General features: G+C 65.9%; 17 protein-coding genes and 1 tRNA gene. 10 read left to right on the top strand and 8 right to left on the bottom strand.

Annotation, left to right across the window (positions count from 1 at the left end):
* Position 1: 1 nt before the first annotated feature.
* From radA to V5B60_RS15110, 3 genes are all read right to left on the bottom strand, one after another.
* Positions 2-1384, bottom strand: a complete 1383-nt coding sequence (radA, locus tag V5B60_RS15120; protein WP_332347816.1) for a DNA repair protein RadA — start codon at positions 1382-1384, stop codon at positions 2-4.
* A gap of 97 nt (positions 1385-1481) precedes the next feature.
* Entirely contained in the window at positions 1482-2645 is a 1164-nt protein-coding gene (gene alr, locus V5B60_RS15115) for an alanine racemase (protein ID WP_332347815.1), read from the bottom strand.
* On the bottom strand, positions 2645-3547 hold the full coding sequence (locus V5B60_RS15110) for a LysR family transcriptional regulator (RefSeq protein WP_332347814.1): 903 nt from the start codon (positions 3545-3547) through the stop codon (positions 2645-2647). The genes alr and V5B60_RS15110 overlap by 1 nt, the downstream gene beginning before the upstream one ends.
* A 183-nt stretch (positions 3548-3730) precedes the next feature.
* On the opposite strand from V5B60_RS15110, the gene lplT reads away from it, so the two are divergent.
* Both lplT and V5B60_RS15100 read left to right on the top strand, forming a co-directional pair.
* Positions 3731-4993, top strand: a complete 1263-nt coding sequence (lplT, locus tag V5B60_RS15105) for a lysophospholipid transporter LplT (RefSeq protein ID WP_332347813.1) — start codon at positions 3731-3733, stop codon at positions 4991-4993.
* 277 nt (positions 4994-5270) lie between these two features.
* Entirely contained in the window at positions 5271-5792 is a 522-nt protein-coding gene (locus V5B60_RS15100) for an Lrp/AsnC family transcriptional regulator (protein WP_332347812.1), read from the top strand.
* 40 nt (positions 5793-5832) lie between these two features.
* Here the strand turns inward: V5B60_RS15100 and V5B60_RS15095 are convergent, their stop codons facing one another.
* Genes V5B60_RS15095 through tsaB form a run of 3 tightly spaced genes read right to left on the bottom strand, consistent with a single transcriptional unit; the run spans position 5833 to position 7843 of the window.
* Positions 5833-6693 carry a uracil-DNA glycosylase gene (locus V5B60_RS15095; protein WP_332347811.1) on the bottom strand — a complete coding sequence of 287 codons (861 nt, stop codon included), beginning with the start codon at positions 6691-6693 and terminating at the stop codon, positions 5833-5835.
* Positions 6693-7160, bottom strand: a complete 468-nt coding sequence (rimI, locus tag V5B60_RS15090) for a ribosomal protein S18-alanine N-acetyltransferase (protein ID WP_332350583.1) — start codon at positions 7158-7160, stop codon at positions 6693-6695. The genes V5B60_RS15095 and rimI overlap by 1 nt, the downstream gene beginning before the upstream one ends.
* A gap of 5 nt (positions 7161-7165) precedes the next feature.
* Entirely contained in the window at positions 7166-7843 is a 678-nt protein-coding gene (tsaB, locus tag V5B60_RS15085; RefSeq protein WP_332347810.1) for a tRNA (adenosine(37)-N6)-threonylcarbamoyltransferase complex dimerization subunit type 1 TsaB, read from the bottom strand.
* 214 nt (positions 7844-8057) lie between these two features.
* Here tsaB and glgA point away from each other — a divergent pair, with 214 nt between their 5' ends.
* Positions 8058-9266 (top strand): glycogen synthase, encoded by a 1209-nt coding sequence (gene glgA, locus V5B60_RS15080; protein ID WP_332347809.1) that lies wholly within the window; start codon positions 8058-8060, stop codon positions 9264-9266.
* Positions 9267-9443: 177 nt separating this feature from the next.
* On the top strand, positions 9444-11405 hold the full coding sequence (locus V5B60_RS15075) for an alpha-1,4-glucan--maltose-1-phosphate maltosyltransferase (RefSeq protein ID WP_332347808.1): 1962 nt from the start codon (positions 9444-9446) through the stop codon (positions 11403-11405).
* A gap of 108 nt (positions 11406-11513) precedes the next feature.
* Here V5B60_RS15075 and V5B60_RS15070 read toward each other — a convergent pair whose 3' ends face one another.
* Entirely contained in the window at positions 11514-14093 is a 2580-nt protein-coding gene (locus V5B60_RS15070; protein ID WP_332347807.1) for a glycogen/starch/alpha-glucan phosphorylase, read from the bottom strand.
* Between the two features lie 305 nt (positions 14094-14398).
* Here V5B60_RS15070 and V5B60_RS15065 point away from each other — a divergent pair, with 305 nt between their 5' ends.
* Both V5B60_RS15065 and V5B60_RS15060 read left to right on the top strand, forming a co-directional pair.
* Positions 14399-14650 (top strand): hypothetical protein, encoded by a 252-nt coding sequence (locus V5B60_RS15065; RefSeq protein ID WP_332347806.1) that lies wholly within the window; start codon positions 14399-14401, stop codon positions 14648-14650.
* Positions 14638-15894, top strand: a complete 1257-nt coding sequence (locus V5B60_RS15060) for a benzoate/H(+) symporter BenE family transporter (RefSeq protein WP_332347805.1) — start codon at positions 14638-14640, stop codon at positions 15892-15894. Before V5B60_RS15065 ends, V5B60_RS15060 begins: the two co-directional genes overlap by 13 nt.
* Positions 15895-15959: 65 nt before the next feature.
* Here the strand turns inward: V5B60_RS15060 and V5B60_RS15055 are convergent, their stop codons facing one another.
* Positions 15960-17891, bottom strand: coding sequence for an ATP-binding cassette domain-containing protein (locus V5B60_RS15055; protein WP_332347804.1), 1932 nt, complete (start codon positions 17889-17891; stop codon positions 15960-15962).
* Positions 17892-18214: 323 nt separating this feature from the next.
* On the opposite strand from V5B60_RS15055, the gene V5B60_RS15050 reads away from it, so the two are divergent.
* The 4 genes from V5B60_RS15050 to V5B60_RS15035 all read left to right on the top strand — a co-directional run bounded on the left by V5B60_RS15050 (position 18215) and on the right by V5B60_RS15035 (position 20301).
* A complete protein-coding gene (locus tag V5B60_RS15050; RefSeq protein WP_332345299.1) occupies positions 18215-18649 on the top strand; it encodes a hypothetical protein in 435 nt (144 codons plus the stop codon).
* A complete protein-coding gene (locus V5B60_RS15045; RefSeq protein ID WP_332345952.1) occupies positions 18603-19571 on the top strand; it encodes an ISKra4 family transposase in 969 nt (322 codons plus the stop codon). Before V5B60_RS15050 ends, V5B60_RS15045 begins: the two co-directional genes overlap by 47 nt.
* Before the next feature lie 83 nt (positions 19572-19654).
* A tRNA-Arg gene (locus V5B60_RS15040) sits at positions 19655-19726 on the top strand.
* Between the two features lie 326 nt (positions 19727-20052).
* Positions 20053-20301, top strand: a complete 249-nt coding sequence (locus tag V5B60_RS15035) for a hypothetical protein (RefSeq protein ID WP_332347803.1) — start codon at positions 20053-20055, stop codon at positions 20299-20301.
* Positions 20302-20323 lie beyond the last annotated feature (22 nt).

Here is a 20323-nt window from a genome sequence, read left to right as displayed (position 1 = left end):
CTCAATCGAGTTCACGCAGTCGCCGCGCCGCTTCCTCGACCCGCCGCACGGGCATCACCTCGAGGCCGGCGATTGCCTGGCGTGGCCGGTTCGCCTCGGGGACCAGGGCACGCGTGAAGCCGAGTTTCGCCGCCTCACGCAGCCGTTCCTGACCGCGCGGCGCCGGCCGGATCTCGCCCGCCAGGCCCACCTCGCCGAAGACCACGAGTTTCTCCGGCAACGCCCTGTTCTTCAATGAGGAAATGATTGCCAGAAGAACGGCGAGATCGGCCGCCGGTTCGCTGATGCGGACGCCGCCGACGGCGTTGACGAAAACGTCCTGATCAAAGCAGACGATGCCGGCATGGCGATGGAGAACGGCCAGCAGCATCGACAGCCGCTGCGCATCGAGTCCGACCGTCAGCCGCCGCGGGTTGCCGTGCGCCTGGTCGACCAGCGCCTGCACCTCGACCAGAAGCGGCCGCGTGCCTTCCTGGGTGACCAGCACGCAGGATCCGGCGACCTCGGATCCGTGCTGCGAGAGAAAGATCGCCGACGGGTTGCTCACCGCCTTCAGGCCGCGATCGGTCATCGCGAAGACACCGATCTCGTTGACCGCGCCGTAGCGATTCTTGACCGCACGGATCAGGCGGAAGCTCGAATGGGTGTCGCCCTCGAAGTAGAGCACGCTGTCGACGATGTGCTCGAGCACGCGTGGCCCGGCAATGGCGCCTTCCTTGGTCACATGCCCGACGAGGATCACCGTGATCCCGGTCTGTTTGGCCAGCCGGGTCAGTTGCGCGGCGCATTCGCGTACCTGTGCAACCGAACCCGGTGCGGAAGTCAGCTGCTCCGACCAAAGCGTCTGGATCGAGTCGATCACCGCCACGCGCGGCGGCGCCGACTGCAGGGTCGCCAGGATCCGTTCGAGGTTGATCTCGGCCAGCAGCCGCAGCGTGCCGGTAGCCAGTGACAGCCGCCGCGCGCGCAGGGCGATCTGCTGTCCCGACTCCTCGCCACTGACGTAGAGAACGTCCTCCGTCGCCGCCAGACCGGCGAGTGCCTGCAGCAGCAGGGTGCTCTTGCCGATTCCCGGATCGCCACCGATCAGGATGACCCCACCGCGGACCAGCCCGCCACCGAGGACGCGGTCGAACTCACCGATGCCGGTGGGCAGCCGTTCCTCTTCGTGTGCCTCGATGTCGGCCAGCGTCTGCACCTCGCCGCGGCCCGCCAGCCCGACGAATCGCCGCTGTCCGGCAAGCGGGGCAGCGCTGGCGATGGTCTCGACGAGCGTGTTCCACCGCCCGCAACCCGGGCACTGGCCCTGCCACTTGGCAACGCTGCTGCCGCACTCGTTGCAGCAAAACTGGCTCTTCTGCTGCGTGCCGCCGGCGCGTGTCATGGACGGAGATCGCGCCCCGGTCCACTGCGTGACCGGTCTGCCGCCTTGCCCAGGCGCTGACTTCTCGGCCATCGATGCGACAGGTTTCGTCGTTCGCTCACTCGCGCCCTTCCGCTCGGCCCGCTCGCGATGACTCCTGCGCCACCTCACCAACGCTGCGCACCGGCACACGCCGGGCCAGTGCGCAGAACAGCTCGTAACTGATCGTGCCGGCTGCCGTCGCGACCTCGTCGGCCGGCATGCCCTCACCCCACAGCACCACCGGGCTGCCGACCCCGGCAGCCGGCAGATCGGTCAAATCGCAGGCCAGCATGTCCATCGACACCCGCCCAAGCGTCTGCGTCCGCTGTCCGCCGACGACGATCGGCGTCCCCCCCGGCGCATGCCGCGGATAACCGTCGGCATAACCGCAGGCAACGATGCCGACGCGGGTCGGTCGCGTGGCGACAAAGGTGCCGCCATAGCCGACGCGCTCGCCGGCAGCGATCTCCTGCAGCGCCAGAATCGTGCTGCGCAGCGTCATCACCGGCCGCAGACCGAGGCTTGCCGCATCCTCGGTAGCGAAGGGGCTGCCGCCATAGAGCATGATTCCGGGGCGGACCCAGTCGCGAGCGGTGGCCGGGTAGCGCAGGATGGCTGCCGAGTTGGCGAGCGAGACCGGCAAGGCGGCGGCCTGCGGCCAGTCGTCGAGCATGCGGGCAAAACGCTCGAGCTGCCAGCGGATGCACGCCTCCCCGCCGTCGGCGTCGGCCTCGGCGAAATGCGTCATCAGGGTCAGCTCACCGGCGCCGCCAGCGCACGCCAACGCGGCCAGGTGCTCCCGCGCCGCCGGCAGCTGGCGCGCCACCAGCCCGAGCCGGTTCATGCCGCTGTTCAGCTTGAGATGGATCGGCGGGCAGCGCGGCAATCGTGCCTGCCGCAGCATCTGCAACTGGTCGAGGCAGTGAATGACGACGCTCAACCCGTGCTCGCTGCAGACCGCCAGGTCGGCGGCAGTGAAGAAGCCTTCGAGCAGGAGGATCGGCTGGCGAATCCCCACCTGACGCAGGCGCACCGCCTCGTCGATGTCGAGCAGGGCAAAGCCGTCCGCAACATCGCCGAGCGCCGTCGCGGCACGCAGCAACCCATGGCCGTAGGCGTTCGCCTTGACCACCGCCCAGGCCCGCGCAGCGGTGCCACCCCGGGCAGCGCGGCGGCGGGCGAGCAGATAGTTGTGCCGCAGCGCCGCCAGATCGACGTCGGCCTGGATCGGGCGCGGCATCAGGCCGTCAGCTCGTGCAGCTTCGCCTTGGCAAAGTCGACGAAGGTCAGCACGACCCGGGAACGGAAGCGCTCTTTCGGGTAGACCAGCGACAGGGTCCGCCGTAACGGCGGCCGCAACGGTATGGCGACGAGACTGCCGAGTTGCCGTTCCTTTTCGAAGCTGGCGCGCGAGAGGATCGAGCAACCGAGGCCGGTGGCGACGACACCTTTGAGTGCTTCCGGGCTGGTCAGCTCCATCAGCGTCTTCAGCTTGCCGGGGTCGATGCCGCAGGCGCGCAGGTAGTCGTCGGTGACCTCGCGCGTTCCCGAACCCGGTTCGCGGGCGATGAAGTCATGCGCCAGCAGAGTGCGCGCATCGACCTCGGTTCGACTGGCCAGTGGGTGCGCCGGTGTGCAGACCACCTGCAGTTCATCGTCGCCACAGACCTCGCATTGCAGGGCGGGATGCGAGGTCTTCGACTCGATCAGCCCGATGTCGAGTGTATGCGCGGCCACCGCATTGTTGATCGCGTCCGAGTTGGCCACCGTCAGGCGCGCGCGGACCTGCGGATAGCGGACGTTGAACTCGCCGAGGATTGGCGGCAGCATGAACTCGGCGATCGTCGTGCTCGCACCGACCAACAGGCTGCCGCTCATCTGCCCGGTCATTTCGGCGATGCGGATGTCGAGCTCGTTCGACAGGCCGAGAATCCGTTCGGCGTAATCGAGGACGACCTCACCTGCCGCTGTCAGCGAGACGCGGGCTCCGCCCCGTTCGAAGAGGCGGGTATTGAAGCGTTCTTCCAGTTGCTTGATCTGGAAGGTGACGGCCGGCTGCGTCATGTGCAAGGCCTCGCCCGCCTTGGTAAAGGAAAGATGCTTCGCCACCGCGTGGAACACCTGCAATCGACGATCAGCCACCCTTATCCCCCTTTCTGCTGCAGCCCGAATTCAACCACAAAACCGCCCTGCCAGCCAGCGCGCAGGCCGTCCGTCCGGCAAGCGACGCCGCAAGTTGCAGCGTCGCCGCGCACAAAACGACAAAATGCCGCCGTTCGTGGTATAAGGCCCCCACACGCGGAACAGCTGCATTAATAATATCTGATGCCTCTCGGTTTTTACATCATCATGGCAGCGCAGTTCTTCTCGGCTCTCGCCGACAACGCGCTGCTGATCGTTGCCATTGCCGCGCTGCGCGAGATGCACGCGCCGGCTGCCTACGAACCCCTGCTGAAAACCTTCTTCACCGTTTCCTACGTCGCCCTGGCCGCGTTCGTCGGCGCATTTGCCGACTCGATGGCCAAATGGCGCGTGATGTTCATCAGCAACGGCATCAAGATCCTGGGCTGCGCGATGATGTACTGGGACGTGCATCCCCTCGTCGCCTACGCGGTCGTCGGCCTTGGCGCCGCCGCCTACTCGCCCGCCAAGTACGGTATCCTCACCGAGTACCTGCCGCACCGCCTGCTGGTGGTTGCCAACGGTTGGATCGAGGGGCTGACGGTCGGGGCGATCATTCTCGGTGTCGTCGTCGGCGGCATGCTGATCCAGCCCGACGTCGCGCACCGCTTGCTCGGCTGGGAACTGCCGTTGATCGATACCGGCGTCGATACCGTCAGCGAGATGGCGCTCTGCTTCGTCGCCGGCTTCTACCTGCTCGCCGCCCTGTTCAATCTGCGTGTCCCCGATACCGGTGTCGACCACCGGACACTGCACAAGAACCCATGGTACCTGCTGCGCGAGTTCAACCACTGCCTGATCCTTCTCTGGCGCGACCGCCTGGGACAGGTTTCACTGGCCGTGACGACCCTGTTCTGGGGTGCCGGCGCCACGCTCCAGTTCATCGTCATCAGCTGGGCCGAGACGGCGCTGCAACTCGACCTGTCGAAATCCAGCATGCTGCAGGGCGTCGTCGCCATCGGCGTGGCGCTCGGCGCAATCGGTGCGGCGCGGATGATCACGCTGCGCAAATCGGTGCGCGTCATCCCGCTCGGCATCGCCATGGGCGGCATCGTCCTGATCATGAACTTCGTCCAGCATACCTGGCTGGCCGTTCCCCTCCTGGTCCTGATCGGTGCGCTCTCCGGCTTTTTCGTCGTGCCGATGAATGCACTGCTGCAGCACCGCGGCCACATCCTGATGGGTGCGGGACACTCGATCGCCGTGCAGAATTTCAACGAAAACCTGTCGATCCTGGCAATGACCGGCCTCTACTTCCTGATGATCCGCGCGCAGTGGTCGATCTATCTCGTGATCACGCTTTTCGGCCTCTTCGTCAGCGCTGCGATGTGGCTCGTCAAGCGGCGGCATGAGGCGAACCAGCGCCTGCGCGACGACGTCATCCATCTCGACGACGGCAAGCACTGAGAGGTTGTGAAGAAATCGTCGCGAGCAGGCCGAGATGCCAGGCGCGAGCGAGCGAACGACGAGACATATCAGATGGATAGGCGAGGAGTGAGCGAGTGAGCAACGCCGCAGATCGGTCGCGCAGTAGATTTATTCACAACCTCTGAGCGGACGTTCCGCGAGGGACCGGCTGCCGCTGCGCAACGTTCGAGGAAGGCATCGGCAGGCGGACCCGGTGCTTGCAGTAAAGCATGTTTGCCCTATACTGCGCATGTTTCGTGCACACAAGGCCGATTTCATGTCAAAAATCACCATAGATCGTTACGACCTCGCACTGCTTGATGCATTGCAGCGAAAAGGGAACGCCACCAACGCGACCCTCGGCGAACAGATCAAGCTCTCGCCCTCGCAGATCAGCCGCCGCATCCAGCGCCTCGAGGAGGACGGGGTCATTGCCGGTTACGTCGCCCTCCTGGCCCCTGGCGCGCTCGGCCTGTCGATCACGGCCTTCGCGCAGGTGATGCTCGAGCCGACTGGCGAATCGGCCTGCGAAGCCTTTGAGGATGCGGTTGCAGCGATTCCCGAAGTGCTCGAATGCCATTCCGTCAGCGGTGACGCCGACTACATGCTGCGCATCGTCGTTCCCGATCTGGCCGCCTTCGCCGAACTGACGATGAAACGCCTGCTGGGCCTGCCGGGAGTCGGTCGCCTGCGGACGAGCATCGCGCTGCAGACCGTCAAGCAGACGCACGCCTTGCCGCTCGACCACCTGACGCACCCGAGCAAGCCGCGGCAGCGGGTGCGCTACGCCGAAGGCTAGCAGCCTGTTGGAAGCCGACTTGGTCGAGTCCGACAGGCCGCTAGGGCGTCGGCGCGGCATCCGGACCCGCTGCGCGATCGAGCCCGGCAGCCGTCCCCTTGGCGGCCCGCATCAGCGCGCGGGCGCGGCACAGATCCTCCCAGGCGCGCGCCTTGTCGTGCAGCGTTCGCAACAGATAGGCCGGATGATAGCTGACGACCACCGGAATGTTCTCACCGCCGGTCGGCGAACTGTAAGCGAATGATCGTCCGCGCATGTTGGCCAGCGAGCCAACCTCACCGAGCACGGCGTGCGCCGCCGCGCGGCCCAGCAGCACGATCAGGCGCGGCTGCAGGAGGACGATCTGTCGTCTCAGGTAGGGTGCGCAGGCGGCGATCTCCGAGGGCTCGGGCGTGCGGTTGCCGGGCGGTCGGCATTTGACCGCATTGGCGATGTACACGTCCCGGCCGCGCTGCAGGTCGATCGCTGCCAGCATCGCATCGAGCAGCTTGCCAGCCGGTCCGACGAAGGGCTCACCGCGCGCATCTTCCTCCGCCCCCGGGCCTTCGCCGATGAACAGCCAGTCGGCCTCGAGGTCACCGACACCCAGCACGGCCTGCCGGCGCCCCTGGCAGAGATTGCAGGCGCGACAGGCGGCAGCGCTCTGCCGCAACTCCTCCCACCCCATGCTGGCGATCTCCGCGCTCCGCTCGCCCGCTGCTGCCGGCACGGCCACTGGTGCCGCTGCCACAGCGGCCTCACCGGACGACCGGGGTTCCGCCTCCGACCCCGCCGCCGTACCGCCCACCCGCGGCTGCGCCACGTCCGCATTCGGCGATCGCAGTCGCCAGAGCGGCGACAGCCCCATCTCACGCAGCAGTTGCAGGCGCGTCAGGAATGGGCGGCGCGGATCGCCACCCATCACGCGCGAATCCGGTCCAGCCCGCACCGCAACACCAACGCATCCTCGCGTCCATCGGCCAGCGGGTAGTAGTCGCGTCGCAAGCCGATCTGCCGAAAGCCGAACTGCCGGTACAGCGCCAGCGCACTTTCATTCGACGGCCGCACCTCGAGCAGCAGGCCGCTCGCGCCGGCCTGCCGCGCGGCACTCATCGCGCACTGCAGCAGCCGCGTGCCAAAACCCATCCGCTGTCGCTTCGCGAGCACGCCGATGTTGAGCAGGTGCGCCTCGTCCACGGCGATCATCAACACGAAGTAGCCGACCAGCTCGCCAGCTACACGGCAGCCCCAGGCGCTGTAGCCACTGTCGATCGAATCGACGAAGTTGCCACGCGTCCAAGGATAGGGAAAGACGCCCTCCTCGATCGCGAGCATCTCGTCGACATCGTGATGACCGAGAGGGAACATCTCGACGCGCGGCACGAGCACGGCGCTCAAGCCCTGCCCCCGCTTGCCAGACGTTCAGCGACCGTCAGCGCGACCTTGTTGCGCACATAGCGAGGCGCGACCGCTGCCGCATCCACCCCCTCGCCCCGCGCCAGTCGCGGCGCCGCCAGGCGGGCGACCGCTCCGGCATCCGGAAGCAGTTCGGGCAACCAGTCGCACACGCGCGCCGACAGCCGCTGTCGCAACACCGGATGGGCGACGAGGCCGTTGCCGCAGGCGAGCCAGCCACCCGTATCGGGAAGCGGCAACTCGCCGGGGTGGCAGACAGCGGTCGTCAGGGTTTCGTCGCCGGCGACGAAACGGCCATGGTATACCTCGCCCATGCGCGCGTCGAGGAGAACGATCACGCGCTCGCCACCGCTCGCCAATGCCATCGCCTCGAGCGTTCCGACGGCAATCACCGGCAGGGCGTGCGCCACAGCCAGTCCCTGCGCGACACCACAGGCGACGCGCAGGCCAGTGAACGAACCCGGACCCGCGGCGAAGGCGATCCCGTGCAGGTCGCTGCAAGCGAGCCCGGCTTCCTGCAAGGCGCTGCCGAGCAATGGCAGCAGAGTCTGCGAATGCGCCGGACCAGCCGGGCAACTGCGTCGCAGCAGAGTGCCGTTGGACCAGAGGGCGACGGAGCCCGACTCGGTGGACGTCTCGATGGCCAGCAGATTCATCGCACGTATTCTACCCGTCCTCGCTGCCGACGTCGCCTGCGGCGGATGGATGTTCCATTCGCGCGGCCGATCCGGCGCGGCGACCGCTGTTGCGTCGCAACAGAAAGCGCGCCGATTCTGGCCGGCAGCGGGCTTTCCCGATACAATGTCAGGGCCTTCCAACGACGCGCCGGCGGCGCGCCAGACCCCCAAATCCATCATGGAAAGTACCGCGATGAAAGTACTGCTATTGACGCGAGAGTACCCTCCGTACGTTTACGGCGGAGCCGGTGTTCACGTCGAGTATCTGTCTGGCGAACTGGCCAGACTGATGCATGTCGAAGTCCGCTCCTTTGGCGACCAGGACACTGTGGTCGACGGCGTGCGCGTCAAGGGCTTTCCTTTCGGCAAGGGCAGCTTTGCCCACGTCGACAAGAAGCTCAGCGGTGCGCTCGACACTTTCGAGGCGAATCTCGAGACCCTCAGCGAGCAGGTCGATGCCGACATTGTGCACGTGCACACGTGGTACGCACACCTCGGCGGAATTCTCGCCAAGACCCTCTATGGCATCCCGCTGGTGCACACGGTGCATTCGCTTGAGCCGCTGCGGCCGTGGAAACGGGAACAGCTCGGCTGCGGTTACGACATGTCGTCATGGATCGAGAAGACCTCCCTCGAGATGGCGGACGCCGTGATCGCCGTCTCCGAGGGAACGAGGCAGGACATCCTCGAGCATTTCGACATCGATCCGGCAAAGATCTCGGTAATCTACAACGGCATCAACGTCGACCAGTACCACCCGACCGACGAGACGACGGCGCTCGAGAAGTATGGTGTCGACCCCGGCAAGCCGATCGTCCTCTTCGTCGGCCGCATCACCCGCCAGAAGGGGATCGTCCATCTGGTCAATGCGATCCACCACATCAACCGCGATGCGCAGATCGTCCTCTGTGCCGGTGCCGCCGACACCAAGGAGGTGCTGCACGAGATGGAGATGGCGATCAAGCGTGTTCGCCAGGAGGGTTTCACCAACGTCGTCTGGATTCAGGAAATGGTCAGCAAGGAAGAGGCGATCCAGCTTTACTCGCACGCCACCGTCTTCTGCTGCCCGTCGATCTACGAGCCGTTCGGGATCATCAACCTCGAGGCGATGGCCTGCCGCACGGCGGTTGTCGCAAGCGCCGTCGGCGGCATCAAGGAAGTCGTCATCGACGGGGTCACCGGTTTCCTCGTGCCACTCGAGCAGCTGCACGTGGCACCGTTCGAGCCGGTCAATCCGGACCTCTTTTCCCGCGACCTCGCGGCCGCGATCAACAAGGTCCTCGACGACCCGGAACTCGCCGAGTCGATGGCTGCGGCGGGCCAGAGGCGCGCGCGTGAGGTCTTCAGCTGGACGAGCATCGCGCAGCAGACGAAGCGGCTCTACGATTCGCTGCTGAAATGATTTTCGCTGCGGGCGGCCGCATCGCCGGGACGGACCGTGATCCGCTCGTCCGGTTGCGCCGCTCCGCATCCGGCGCCCGGTACGCCCGCGCGCCGGCATGGATGGACGAGCCTGCAGAGCCCGTCCTGTTTTGAGTCTTTTCCTGCCGGCAAGAACGGTACAGGATTCAGGAGCAGCATGATGGTTCCCGAGAACTACCCCCGCGTGATCATCGAGGCGGTCGAGCCGCAAGTCCAGGGCGGCCGCTTCCCCATCAAGCGCGTCATCGGCGAGAAGGTCGCCGTCAGCGCGGACATCTACAAGGAGGGCCACGACAAGCTGGCGGCGATGCTCAAGGTACGCCGGGTCGGTGAGAAGCGCTGGCATGAGAGCCCGATGGCCCAGGGCGACAACGACCGCTGGTATGGCGATTTCACCGTCGGCGCGATCGGCTGTTGGGAGTACACCATCGAGGCCTACGCCGAGCGCTACCTGTCCTGGGTCGACGAGATCGGCAAGAAGAACGTCCCTGGCGCCAACCTGAACAGCGAGCTCCTCGAAGGACTGCAGATCATCAGAACCTCAGCCACGCTTGCGCCGGCCGCCACACGGACCCGCATCAATGGCCTGCTGACGGCGATGGAGAGTGCGCTCGCCGTCGGCGAGCAGCAGGGCGCGATCGACCTCGGCATCGGTGCCGTCATGCGCAGCCTGATGGCGAGCTGCCCCGACCGCAGCGAGGGCTACGAGCTCGATCCGCCGCTGAAGATCATGGTCAATCGCCCGGTTACCCGCTTCGCCGCCTGGTACGAGTTCTTCCCCCGCTCGCAGGGCAGCATGCCCTACCGTCATGGCACGCTGCAGGACAGCATTCGTCGCCTGCGCGAGATCAAGGCGATGGGCTTCGATGTCGTCTATCTGCCACCGATCCACCCGATCGGACACAGCTTCCGCAAGGGCAAGAACAACAGCCTGGTCGCGGTTCCGGGAGACGTCGGCAGCCCGTGGGCGATCGGCAACGAAAACGGCGGCCACATGGCGCTCGAGCCGCAGCTCGGTACCTGGGCTGATTGGGACCAGTTCGTCGCCACCTGCCGCGAACTCGGAATCGAGATCGCCCTCGACTACGTCATGAACTGCTCACCCGACCATCCGTACGTCGCCGAGCACCCGGATTGGTTTTTCCATCGGCCCGACGGCTCGATCAAGTATGCCGAGAACCCGCCGAAGAAGTACCAGGACGTCTACCCGCTCAACTTCAGCACCACGGACCGTGCCGGACTGTGGCAGGAAATGCTGAAGATCTTCCTCTTCTGGGTCGACAAGGGCGTCACCACATTCCGCGTCGACAACCCGCACACCAAGCCCGTGCCGTTCTGGGAGTGGGTGATCGCCGAGGTGCACCGCAAACATCCGGAGGTCATCTTCCTCGCTGAAGCCTTCACCAAGCCGAAGATGATGCGCCTGCTGGCGAAAGTGGGTTTCGCCCAGTCCTACACCTACTTCACCTGGCGCAACCACAAGCATGACCTGACCGAGTACGTCAGCGAGCTGACCTGCGGTGAGATGAAGGAGTACTTCACCGGCAACTTCTTCGCCAACACGCCGGACATCCTGCCGCCGATCCTGCAATTCGGCGGTCGCCCGGCGTTCATCATGCGCGTCGTGCTGGCAGCAACGCTGTCGAGCGTCTATGGCATCTACAGCGGCTACGAGCTGTGCGAGAACGAAGCCATTCCGGGCAAGGAGGAGTACCTCGACTCGGAGAAATACGAGATCCGCGTGCGTGACTGGAAGGCGCCGGGCAACATCATCGACATCATCACGCGCCTCAACCGGATCCGCCGCGACTCACCGGCGCTGCAGAGCTACAACAACGTTCTCTTCCTGGGTGCCGACAACCCGCAGATCCTCGCTTACGCCAAGATGACCGACGATCGCTCGGACATCATCATCTGCGTCGTCAACCTCGACCCCTTCCACAAGCACGGCTCGGTGCTGCACATTCCGCTCGCCACATTCGGCATCGAGGCCGGCGAGCAGTACCAGGCGCATGACCTGCTGTCCGACGAGCGTTATCGGTGGAGCGGCCCGACCGCCTATGTCGAGCTGGCGCCGGATACCAAGATGGCGCACGTGATCAAGATCCGCCGCTGGTAGACCGGCCGCTGCCGGCAGCCATCCGGCTGCCGGCAGCCTGGTGCTGTCGTACGGTGGGCAGCAGGCGGTCGGTTGCCGCTCGCCGCGCCCGCTCGCACCGGATCGGCGTCAGTCGGCCTGTGCGATCGCGCGCCTGAACACGAGGTCCTCCCCGGTCAGATCGCGCAGTTCGATGCGTACCGGCTGCACCTTCCAGATCTGCTCGCAGTACTCCTGGATCGCGCGATCGGAGGAGAAGAAACCCGATCGGGCAACGTTGAGGATCGACATCCGCGTCCATCGCTCGGAGTCGAGGTAGCTCGCCGACACCCGCTCCTGACAGTCGATGTACGACTGGAAATCGGCCAGCAGCATGTACTCGTCGTGGTTCAGCAGGTTTTCGACCAGCGGCCTGAAGATGTCGCGGTCGCCACGCGTGAAGAAGCCTCCGGCAATCAGGTCGATCACTTCCCGCAGATGCGGATTCGCCTCATACCAAGCGCGCGGCCGATAGCCGGTCCGGCGCAGTTCCTTGACCTGGGGAACATCCATGCCGAAGAGGAAGAAGTTCTCCTCGCCGACCTGTTCCCGGATCTCGACGTTGGCTCCGTCGAGTGTGCCGATGGTCAGCGCGCCGTTCATCTGGAACTTCATGTTGCCGGTGCCGGAAGCCTCCTTGCCGGCGAGCGAGATCTGTTCCGACAGGTCGGTAGCGGGAAAGATCGCATGCGCGTTCTTGACGTTGTAGTTGGGGTAGAAGACGACCTGCAGCTTGCCGCGCATCGCCGGATCGCGCCCGATCAGATCGGCGACCGCGGTGATCAACCGGATCATCAGCTTGGCCATGGCATAACCAGGCGCCGCCTTGCCGCCGAAAATGACGGTTCGCGGCGCCACCGCGAGGTTCGGATCGTCCTTCAGCCGCTTGTACAGCGAGACGACGTGCAGCAGGTTGAGATGTTGCCGCTTGTACTCGTGGATTCGCTTCACCTGCACGTCGAACATCGTCTCGGGATCGATGTCGGCGACCGTGCTGCGCCCGATCTCGCGCATCAGACGCAGCTTGTTCGACGCCTTGATGCGCCGCCACTCGGCGCGGAACGCGGCGTCCCCGGCGTGCCGCTCCAGCTCGCGCAGGCGCGTCATGTCGGTCACCCAGCCCTTGCCGATCGCCTCGTCGATCAACCCGGACATCGCCGGATTGGCGAGCACGACAAAGCGGCGCGGTGTGACGCCGTTGGTCTTGTTGCTGAACTTCTCGGGCCACATCTCGTGGAAATCGCGCAGCACGTCGGACTTGAGCAACTCCGAATGCAGAGCGGCGACGCCATTCACGGCGAAGCTGCCGACCACCGCCAGGTGCGCCATGCGCACGTAGCGTGCACCGTCCTCGTCGATCAGCGACATCCGGCGCAGGCGGTCGTGGTCGAACGGGAAATGGATGCGCACCTCGTCGAGGAAACGCTCGTTGATCTCGCAGATGATCTCGTAGTGTCGCGGCAGAACGCGCCTGAAGAGATCGAGCCGCCACTTCTCGAGCGCCTCGGGCAACAGCGTGTGATTGGTGTAGGCAAAGGTCCGGCGGGTGATCGACCACGCCTGGTCCCACTCCATGCCGTACTCGTCCACCAGCAGCCGCATCAGTTCGGCAACGGCGATCGACGGGTGGGTATCGTTCAACTGGACGACGAACTTCTCGTCGAAGTGGTCGAGGTTCTGTTCCCGCTGCAGTTGCAGGCGGATCATGTCCTGCAGCGAACACGAGACGAAGAAGTATTGCTGCTCGAGGCGGAGTTGCTGACCGGCCTCGGTCTCGTCATTCGGATAGAGCACCTTGGTGATCGTCTCCGAGCAGATCTGTGCGTCGACCGCCTGAAAGTAGTTGCCGGCATTGAAGGCGGCGAAATCGAAGGATTCCGGCGCCTCGGCGCTCCACAGCCGGAGACGGTTGGGCGTATTCACCCCGTAGCCGAGAACCGGCATGTCCCAGGCCGTGCCGCGGACGAGCTTTCCGGGCACCCACTGCACCCGCAGGCGACGATTGCCGATCGCCTCGTACTGGTGCTCGGTGTGCCCACCGAGCTTGATCTCGAACGCGATGTTCGGGCGGTGGATCAGCCACGGGCTGCCCGCACGCAGCCACTTGTCGGTCAGCTCGACCTGCCAGCCATCGCGGATCGCCTGCGTGAAGATGCCGAACTCGTAACGGATGCCATAGCCGATTGCCGGGATCTCGAGCGTCGCCAGCGAATCGAGGTAGCACGCCGCCAGGCGTCCGAGGCCGCCATTGCCCAGACCTGGTTCCTGCTCCTGATCCAGGAGGAGTTCCAAGTCGAGCCCGAGTTCCTTCATCGCCTGCCGTGCGGTGTCGTAGATTCCCAGATTGATCAGGTTGTTGCCGAGTTGCGGGCCGATCAGGAACTCGGCGGACATGTAGCAGACGGTACGACTGCCACGATCGCGATAGGTACGCGCCGTCTGCACCCAGCGTTGCAGCAGGCGGTCGCGCACCGCCTGGGCCAGCGCGACGAAACAGTCGTGGCGCGTCGCGACCTGTGGAAAGCGCGCCTGTACGTACACCAGCTTGTCCAGCAGCGCGCGCTTCAGCGCGTCGACGCCGAGCCCGGTACGCCGGTCCTCGCGTCCTGTCAGAAACCCGGGATTCAGCTCGTCAGAACACCCGCCTCCGGCCTTGGTCTTGTCGTTCATGTGAAAACCCCCGCAACACTGTTCTTCAGCCATGTGAGAGAAATCGTGAAACACCCCTCAGGGCTTCACGCCAGGGGTGAGTCTATAGTATTGTTCGAGGCTGCGCACGTGCGCCCGTTTGTTGCGTCGCCCCGCCGGGAGCCAGAGGGTGCCCATCGGGGGATGGGTTTTCGCCAGCCAGGCTGGTAATGACCGGTTGGCCAGCAATGCGTCGGATGACCGACGGCGGGGTCCGGCCTTCGGGCCTCGCCCTTCGGCGCGATCGCGGCGCCGCTCCACCCAAGCAACTTCAGGACGAAGAGACCATGCCCCACCCGCTGCTGCTTGCCTGCTTCACTGCGCTGGCGCTGCTCGGCTGCGCCGGTACCGCATCGCCACCGGCAACGGCGCCAGCGGCAGCGACACCGACGCGACCGGCAAAGCTCGCCCTGGCCCTTGGCGGCGCAGCCCGCGGTCTCGCACATGTCGGCGTGATCAAGGTTCTCGACCCTCCGGCAGTGAGCCGCAGCGACTGCAGCACCTCCGGACAGCGGACGCCAGGCCCGTGCGCCTGCTGAAGGACTGTTCCCTGGCGGCCCTGACCGCCGGCTTCGTCGCGGTCCTGGTCGGCTTCACCAGTTCGGCGGTGATCGTCTTCCAGGCGGCACGGACGCTGCAGGCGAGCCCGGCGGAAATCGCCTCATGGATGCTGGCGCTGGGTCTGGGAATGGGGCTGACCAGCATCGGCCTCTCGCTGCGCTTCCGCGTGCCGGTGCTGACCGCCTGGTCCACTCCCGGTGCGGCGATGCTGATCACCGGCGCGGCCGGCGTTTCGCTGCCCGAGGCGACCGGCGCCTTTCTCGTCTCCGCGGCGCTGATCACCGCCTGCGGCTTCTCCGGCTGGTTCGAAAGAATGATCGCCCGCATGCCGCTCTCGATCGCTTCCGGCATGCTCGCCGGCGTCCTGCTGCGTTTCGGACTCGACGCCTTCGGCGCGATGGCGAACCAGTTCGCGCTGGTCTTCCCGATGTTCTGCACCTATCTCTTGGGCCGCCGCTTGCTGCCGCGCTACGCGATCGTCGTCACCCTGCTGCTCGGCATCGGCATTGCCGGCGTGCAGGACCAGTTGCGCCTCGACGGTCTGCAGCTCGAACTGGCGGCACCGGTGTTCATCGCGCCGCGCCTTTCGTGGACGGCACTGGTCGGCGTCGCCCTGCCGCTGTTCGTCGTCACCATGGCGTCGCAGAACGTTCCTGGCGTCGCGGTGATCCGCGCCTCGGGCTATCGCGTGCCGATCTCGCCGCTGATCGGCTGGACCGGCGCCGCCAACCTGCTGCTCGCCCCCTTCGGCGGCTTCGCGCTCAATCTCGCCGCGATCACGGCCGCCATCTGCATGGGCCGCGAGGCGCACGAGGATCCCGGGCGGCGCTACGTCGCCGCGATCGCCGCCGGCGCCTTCTACGTCCTCATCGGACTCTTCGGCGCCACCGTCGGTGCGCTCTTTCTCGCCTTGCCACGGGAACTCGTCCTCGCCATCGCCGGCTTCGCGCTGCTCGGCACGATCGGCAGCGGGCTGGCCAGCGCGCTCGTCCAGGAAAGCGAGCGCGAGCCGGCGCTGCTGACCTTTCTCGTCACCGCCTCCGGGGTCTCGCTGGCCAGCATCGGCTCCGCCTTCTGGGGACTCCTCGCCGGGCTGGCAGCGCTCTTCGTGCTGCGCGTCACGCCAGCACAACTGCGCCGCCTGCGCCCGTGGACGGGCAAGTCCACCGTCACTGGCGGCGCTGCGCGGCCGGCCGGCGCGCCGGGCAAGACGACCGACTGAGCCGCGTCCCGGCAGCGCCAAGCGAGCCGTCGCCAGCGGGACCAGAGCAGCAGCCGCTCGCGCCGTCAGCCCTCGAGAGTCTCCCAGCGCTCAAGCAGAGCCAGCAACTCCTCGTCGATCGCATGCAGCCGCGCCGCCAGGCTCTGCGCCTCCTGGGGCGGCGACTGGTACAGCGCGGGGTCGGCGAGACGCTCGCCGATCCGCTTCTGTTCCGCCTCGAGACCGGCGATGCGGTCGGGCAAGGCGGCGAGCTCCTGCGCCTCCTTCCAGGTCAGCCGGCCACTCGCCGCGCTCCTCGTCACCGCCTTCCTCGAGCCGTCGCCGGTGCGGCTCGCCGGCGCCAGGGTGTCGCGCGACCGCAGTCCGGCCGTCGCCGGTACATCATCGCGCTGCCGAGCCGCCTGATGATCGGCCCAATCCTGGTATCCGCCAGCGTACTCGCGCCAGATTCCGTCGCCTTCGGCGGCAATCGTCTGCGTCACGACATTGTCGAGGAACGCTCGATCGTGGCTGACGAGGAACAGCGTGCCGGGGTAATCCAGCAACAACTCCTCGAGCAGCTCGAGTGTCTCGATGTCGAGGTCGTTGGTCGGCTCGTCGAGGACGAGGACGTTCGCCGGTCGCGCGAAGAGGCGCGCCAACAGCAGGCGGTTGCGCTCGCCACCGGACAGCGAGCTGACCAGCGAACGCGCCCGCTGCGGCGCAAACAGAAAATCGCCGAGGTAGCTGATGACGTGCTTCTTCTGGTTGCCGATCTCGACGAAGTCCGACCCGGGCGAGATGATGTCGATCAATGTCGCCTGTTCGTCGAGTTGGCTGCGGAACTGGTCGAAGTACGCCACCTGTACCTTCGTGCCCAGGATCACCCGGCCCGCGTCGGGCGCCAGCTCGCCGAGGATCAGCCGCAGCAGGGTCGTCTTGCCGACGCCATTCGGGCCGATGATGCCGATCTTGTCGCCGCGCTGCACACGACACGAGAAGTCCCGCACGACGCACTTCTCGCCAAAGCGCTTGCCGACCCCTTCGAGCGCTGCCACCAGTTTGCCGCTGCGGTCCCCGGCATCGAGCGTCAGCTCGACCTTCCCCTGCCGCTCGCGGCGCGCCTGCCGCTCGCGTCGCAGGCGCTCGAGGCGCAGGACCCGCCCTTCGTTGCGGGTCCGCCGCGCCTTGATTCCCTGCCGGATCCACACTTCCTCCTGCGCCAGGAACTTGTCGAAACGCGCATTCGCCAGCGCCTCGTCGTGCAGCATCGCCTCCTTGCGCACCTGGTACTCGGCGAAGCTGCCGGGGCAGGAGAGCAGGCTGCCACGATCGAGTTCGACGATGCGTGTCGCGACCCGCTCGAGGAAACGGCGGTCATGGGTGATCAACACCAGCGTCATCGTCGAGTGCAGCAGCATCTCCTCCAGCCATTCGATCGCCGCCACGTCGAGGTGATTCGTCGGCTCGTCGAGCAACAGCAGGTCGGGCGACACGGCGAGTGCCTGCGCCAGCGCCAGGCGCTTCTTCTGGCCGCCGGAGAGCGTACCGACGAGGCGCTCGGCGTCGAGCGAGAAGCGCTGGATGACCCGCTCGGCCTGTGCCTCGAAGGACCATGCCTGGCGCGCCTCCAGTTCCGTCTGCAGCGTGTGCATCCGCTCCAGCAGTTCGTCCGCGTCGGCGCCTGCCTCGGCGAGCGCATGCGACACCGAGTGGTACTCACCGAGCAGGCGCGAAACCTCGCCCATGCCCGCGACCACCGCCTCGAAGACGGTCTGCCCGGCGGCAAACGGCGGTTCCTGTGGCACGTAGCCGATGCGCAGCCCCGGCTGCAGCCAAAGCTTCCCTTCGTCGAGCCCACCGCAACCGGCGAGGGCCGCGAGCAGCGACGACTTGCCGGTGCCGTTGCGGCCGATCAACGCCACCCTTTCGCCCGCGTCGAGCTGGAAGTCGGCATGGTCGAGCAGCGGCACGTGGCCAAAGGCGAGCGAAGCGTCGGTGAGAATGATGTACGGCATGGGCTGGAATCGTTGCGCCGGAGAAGGAAGCGGGAGAGCGATGCGGGGACGACGGTCGCGCCCGTCTGTCGCCGACAGCCCGGCATTCTACCGCGAGCGGGCAGCCAGAGGCCTTACGGGCACTCATTCGCGCATCCAGTGGCCCCGGAACGACGGGCCATCGCCATGCGCCCTGCCCTTGGGCCATGCCGCTCGCGGTGAGGGGTGCAATCGGAAGTGCGACTGACGCCGGGGCGAGGTGGTTGGCGGTGGCATTCGGCACTAGACAATTGGGCGGAGGTGGGGTAAATAGTGATGGGTTACTTCACCTTGGAGCGAGACCCATGACAGAAAGGTGGTCGGAAATGGAGGGGCGACTCAAGCCGAGTCGGGGTTTGGAAGAGCGGTTTAGAGATCATCCCGAGCTCCAAGCCAAGATCGAGTCTTTGCTGGCGGTGGTCGAGAATGCGGCCGGCGATGTTGAGAAGGCGGCGGAGGCGGAGCGGCGGGTGACGGAGGAATTGCGGCAGTTGGGCAACGAAGCGTTGCACGGCTGGGCGCGACGGCAAGCGCAGCGGAAGGAAGAAGAGGTGGCGCAACAACCGGGCGTGCAGCGGAAGGAAAAAAAACGTCTATTGGCAGACCCGGTACGGACAGATCGAAGTAGCGGAGCAGGTCTTCCGGCAAGGGACGCGCGGGCCGGAGATCCGGCCATTCACGCGTTCGGCGGAGGTGGTCTGCCGGGGCTGCTCGGAGCCGCTGCAGCGAGCGATCGTTGATTTCGGGGCGGACGCGCCCGCGGCGCGCATTCCGCAGAAGCTGAAAGAGCACTACGGTATCGAGGTGTCCGCCAGTACGTGCTGGCCGATCGTCTTGCGGCATGCCGCGACGATCGACGAGCGCCCGAAAGCGGCGGCAAAAATCCCGGCACGAGACGGCGTAGAGCAGTTGATCGGCGAGATCGATGGGAGCATGATTCCCGTCGTGGAGACGGCCGAATCGGACGACCAGAGCGCGAAAGTGGACCGCCGCAAGACCCGCCGGGTGGGCTGGAGGGAAGCGCGTTTGAGTCTGGTCCATGCGCCCGGCTCCGTCACCCCGGTGTTCGGCGCCACCGTGGGCCCGCCCGACCAGGTCGGAGAGACGCTGTTGCGCACGGCGGTTCAGGCCGGACTGGGGCGTAAGACCAAGGTCCATGCGGTCAGCGACGGCGCCGCATGGATTGCGGATCAGGTGAGTGAGCAATTCGGACTGCAAGGCCACTTTCTCGTCGATTTCTACCATGTCTGTGACTACCTGACGGCCGCAGGGGACACGATCGCCGGCACGGCGGCGAGGGCTTGGCTGGAAACGCAGAAGGATCGGCTGAAACAGAACCGCCTCCAGGACGTCGTCGAGGAACTGCAGCGATTCGTCGAGGACGACACCGTTCCCGATGCCAACGCCCCGGTGCGCGCGGCGCATCGCTATCTCACCAATCGCCCGGGACAGTTCAACTATCAAGACGCGCTCGTGGCCGGGCTGCCAATAGGGTCCGGCGAAATCGAAAGCGCACACCGTTACGTCATCCAGGACCGTCTCAAGCGGGCCGGCGCTTGGTGGAAACTGAAAAACGCCAAGCACATGCTGGCGCTGCGTGTCTGCCGCGCCAACCAGGAGTGGGACCGCTATTGGCAGTCCACACGTCAACAGGCCGCCTGATCCACAGTCGCACTTCCGATTGCACCCCGCGGTGAGGGGCGGCTTGGCGGAAATCCGGGCCAGCGGCTACAATACGCGCCCTCCTCCTCGTAGCACAATGGACAGTGCACACGCCTCCTAAGCGTGGGATACAGGTTCGATTCCTGTCGAGGGGACTTTCCGGGCGTCCGCCGAAGTCCGCAGAAGTCAAGAACATCAATGGATTCAGGTGACCAGCAAACATCTCTGGCCCATCTCGACCGCGGAAAGTCCACCCATGTCCGTGCCTGACAGGGGTATGACTTGGGGTACGCGAACACCTGTTGGGGTACGATGCCACCATAGGGTAGCTAGAAACCGGAAAAGCCTGCAGTTCGCCTCGCGCTGCTGACTTTCCTGCGGCCTGGGGGAGGCTCGATGCGCGCGCTGGGAGGAGGTTGAGCTTGACACGGCCACGTGGTCTGGCCGTGGCGAACGCGACCGTAGCCGTCGGCGGCTTGGCATGATGAAGGAAGACGATCCGGTCCCGCTGACTACACAGGCCGTCCGGGTCCTTCGGGAGCTACAGTCCCATTCGGGAGACAGGGCCAGCCCGTGGGAGCTGAACGATGGCTGGAAGTTCGTCGGCGTGAACAGCACCTCCGACGAGCCGGGTTCGCTGCGGGACGGTGGCTGGTATACGATTCTTTCAGGAACCCTGCGCCACCTCTACCGCCCCCTGGCCTGCCAAGGCGGGACTTTGTCGTCCTGAGGACCAAGTGGGAACGTTCCAT

It is taken from the genome of Accumulibacter sp. (assembly GCF_036625195.1).
In the GTDB taxonomy this organism is placed as follows: domain Bacteria; phylum Pseudomonadota; class Gammaproteobacteria; order Burkholderiales; family Rhodocyclaceae; genus Accumulibacter.
Note: the sequence above shows the minus strand (reverse complement) of the source record. Positions and strands in the feature narration are given on the sequence as shown.